This is a genomic window from Paraburkholderia sp., assembly GCF_049581445.1.
In the GTDB taxonomy this organism is placed as follows: Bacteria; Pseudomonadota; Gammaproteobacteria; order Burkholderiales; family Burkholderiaceae; genus Paraburkholderia.
Genome location: NZ_JBAURZ010000223.1, coordinates 1 through 3,694, shown reverse-complemented (window position 1 = coordinate 3,694; position 3,694 = coordinate 1). Strand labels below are relative to the sequence as shown.

4 protein-coding genes are annotated in these 3,694 nt (G+C 60.5%); 3 read left to right on the top strand and 1 reads right to left on the bottom strand.

Going from position 1 to position 3,694, the window contains the following annotated elements:
• Both WCA85_RS19235 and WCA85_RS19230 read left to right on the top strand, forming a co-directional pair.
• Positions 1-632, top strand: a 632-nt coding sequence (locus tag WCA85_RS19235) for a rod shape-determining protein (RefSeq protein ID WP_424066465.1), incomplete at its 5' end; no start/stop codon positions are given.
• Positions 633-907: 275 nt separating this feature from the next.
• A complete protein-coding gene (locus WCA85_RS19230; RefSeq protein ID WP_424066466.1) occupies positions 908-1,705 on the top strand; it encodes an alpha/beta fold hydrolase in 798 nt (265 codons plus the stop codon).
• Positions 1,706-1,892: 187 nt separating this feature from the next.
• On the opposite strand, the gene WCA85_RS19225 is transcribed toward WCA85_RS19230, so the two are convergent.
• Complete coding sequence (locus tag WCA85_RS19225) at positions 1,893-2,294, bottom strand: hypothetical protein (protein WP_424066464.1); 402 nt, start codon at positions 2,292-2,294, stop codon at positions 1,893-1,895.
• Positions 2,295-2,757: 463 nt separating this feature from the next.
• On the opposite strand from WCA85_RS19225, the gene gltA reads away from it, so the two are divergent.
• A partial coding sequence (gene gltA, locus WCA85_RS19220; protein WP_424066463.1) for a citrate synthase occupies positions 2,758-3,694 on the top strand: 937 nt, incomplete at its 3' end.

Genomic DNA, 3,694 nt, shown 5'->3' with positions numbered 1-3,694 from the left:
CCTGGAAGGTGAGCCTGATCGGCGAATCGCTGGCCTCGGCGGTGGGGGCGGGTCTGCCGGTTTCGTCGGCGACCGGATCGATGGTGGTCGATATCGGCGGCGGCACGACCGAGGTGGGCGTCATTGCGCTGGGCGGCATGGTCTATAGCGGCTCGATTCGCGTCGGCGGTGACCAGTTCGACGCGGCGATCGTCAACTATGTGCGCAATCTGTACGGCGTGTTGATCGGCGACCAGACGGCGGAGCATCTGAAAAAAACCATCGGCACGGCCATGCGCAATGTGCCGCTCGAACGCCTGAACGCCACCGGCCGCAGCGCCGAAGACGGTCTGCCGCGCACAGTCCAGATTAGCAACCACGATATCGCCGACGCCATTGAAGCGCCGCTGCGTCACGTGATTGGCGCCGTGAAAGCAGCGCTTGAAAACGCTCCGGCCGAACTGGTGACTGATATCTTCGACACGGGCATCGTGCTAACCGGCGGCGGGGCACTGCTTGGCAACCTGGGCCGGCGTCTCACCGCTGAGATTGGACTCGCCGTGCGCGTCGCCGATGAACCTCTGACCTGTGCCGTGCGCGGCGCGGGTGCGGCGGCAGGGGCGGGATTGCTGGACGAGTTGATGTACGAGTAGGGGCGCCGGACTCAGCGCGCGTCCAGTGGACCTGTGTGACAATAGCGCCTTGATTCGCTGTTACTAGGCTTTACCCCTGTGGCTACTGCGACCATTGCAACCGTGGCAGGCCATACGCCGCTATCCGTCTCACTTCTTCTTTGCTGATCCGGCACGGCGCCGCGCCGCTGGCCGGCTCGAGCCGGGATCGTCCCATAGCATCCCCGAAGCATCCTGTGACTCATCCTGATTCCGTTGCGTCTCCTTTGTACATCGAACTATCGAGCGGTTTGCGCATGCCCTACGTGGAGGCAGGCGAAGGCGAGCTGCTGCTGTTCGTGCACGGCTCGCTATGCGATTACCGTTATTGGCAACCGCAACTCGCTGGCATGGAGAAGCAGTATCGCTGCGTCGCCGTCAGTCTGACCCACTATTGGCCGCAGACCGATACGCCGGCGGAAATGCCATTCAGTTGGAGCGCGCACGCAGATGAAGTGGGAGAGTTTATCGAGCGCTTCGGCATGGGACCTGCGCACGTCGTGGGGCATTCGCGTGGCGGCTGTGTGGCGTTTTATCTCGCGCGGCGCTATCCACAGCATCTGCGCTCGTTGACGCTGGCAGACCCGGGCGGTCCGTTGCAGATTGCCGGAAGACCGACGGCCCGCTTGCCGGAGACAGTCAATGCGCTGCGCGCTCGCGCGGCCCAGCTGATCGAAGAGGGGAAGGTGGACGAAGGTCTGCAACTGTTCGTCGATTCGGTGAGCCGCCCAGGTTTCTGGGCCAAGAGCACGTTGTCGTTCCGCACCATGGCGATCGACAACGCCCATACCCTCGCACGTCAGTTCCGCGATCCGCTGCCGGCCTATACGCCGGAAGATGCCGCTGACGTACGTGCTCCCGTCTTGCTGATTGACGGCGAAAAGAGCCCGGATATGTTTCGCCGTACCGCGACGGCGCTTGACTCATGGCTGCCCGACGCACGGCGCGCTACGGTGCGTGGTGCTTCGCATGGGATGAATCTGGCGCATCCGGCAGCGTTCAATCGCTATATTGACGAATTCATTCGCAGCGTTGGCCCTTCAAGCCAAGGCTGATTCATCGCGCGAACCAGCGCACCACTCAACACACTGATGCGCAGAGCGCAACGCAGGGGCGTCAAGTCTTGGCGACGCGAGCATTGCGCAAGGCACCGCTCGGGTTCCACACCCGAGCCGCAGCCGCATCATAAGAAAGCGCCACCCGGACGGCTCACCGTCGTCGTAACGCTTGCCTTGCGCGCGCTCAGTTCTTGCGATGCGCGTCCGCGTCGAGCGCCCGTTCTGCCGCTTCGCCAACGAGGCCGTGATAGTACAGATGCACGCCGATCGCGAGCGAGTCGTTGCGGATTTCGTGAAGGACCTTCCATGCCTTCTTCGGGTCCTTGAGCAGCAGATAGTGCGCTTCGTCAGCAACGAGGGCCGCCACTTGATGCAGGCCGTGACCACGCAGCTTGTCGACGAGGGCGTCGAGGCTGCGATGCGTACGCGCATCCGTGCGCGGATAGAGCATATGCAGCACAGCGACGTTTTGCGTCTTGAGTGCCGCCGATAACGCCACCACGATGTCCTGATGGTTCAACGCGGTGACGATGCTGTCCTCGGTATGGTTATGATCCGGAAACAGCGTTTCGAGCGATGCGTTCATCAAATAATCCTGTTCTTCTGAGCTGATTAAAAAAGCCCGCCGCGAGACGGCGGGCCAAGACAGCGATGTGTTTTGCAGGGGAAGCATGACACGAGATCAGTATCTCAGAGGATGCGATGTTGCGCTGCACATCGAACGAAAAAGATTGTTGCGATATCCACGCTGTCTTTCATTTCGCTAGCAGGCAATTGATGCGATTCGCTGCACCTTTTTTGTGATTTCGAATTCCACTTGAGCGGAATATTGCTCGGGTCGAGATGGATTGTTGCGGTCAATCGTCGCAATCAAGTCGCTCTTGGGCCGTAAAATGGGCGCCGACAACCGGAGTAGGACGAGCAACGGCAGGACGGCCGGATTCGTGCACGGCAGCATAACGCGGTGGCGCGGCTGCCCAGGGTTCGATCCTGTCTCTTCAGGCACTCGTAGTCCGGTACGTGTGCGATGCAATATAAAGGAAAGCTAGATGAATGACTCTACAACACACGCAACGCTGAAGTTTTCCGACAGCGACCAGACCATCGATCTGCCGATCTACAAGGGCTCAATGGGCCCGGACGTGATCGACATCCGCAAGCTGTACGGCCAGACCGGCAAGTTCACTTACGACCCGGGCTTTATGTCGACGGCGGCGTGTAACTCGGCCATTACCTACATTGATGGTGACAAGGGTGAACTGCTGTACCGCGGCTACCCGATCGACAATCTCGCGCAAAACGCTGACTTCCTCGAAACCTGCTACCTGCTGCTGAAGGGCGATCTGCCGAATGCCGCGCAGAAGGAAGAGTTCGTCCACACCGTCACGCAGCACACGATGGTCCACGAGCAGATGCATTTCTTCTTCCGCGGTTTCCGTCGCGACGCGCATCCGATGGCGATTCTGGTGGCGGCAGTCGGCGCGTTGGCGGCGTTCTATCACGACTCACTCGATATCACCAATCCGCAGCATCGTGAGATATCGGCGGCGCGCATGATCGCCAAACTGCCGACGCTGGTGGCGATGGCGTACAAATACACAGTCGGCCAGCCGTTCGTGTATCCGAAGAACGATCTGTCGTACAGCGCGAACTTCATGCACATGATGTTCTCGAACCCGGCAGAAGAGTACAAGGTCAACGATGTGCTGGTGCGCGCACTGGACCGCATCCTGATCCTGCACGCCGACCACGAACAGAATGCGTCGACCTCCACGGTGCGTCTGGCCGGTTCGTCGGGCGCGAATCCGTTCGCCTGTATCGCAGCCGGTATCGCCTGCCTGTGGGGCCCGGCACATGGCGGCGCGAACGAAGCAGCGCTGAACATGCTGGAAGAAATCGGCTCGGTGGACAACATTCCTGAGTTCATCAAGCAGGTGAAGGACAAGAACTCGGGCGTGAAGCTGATGGGCTTCGGTCACCGCGTGT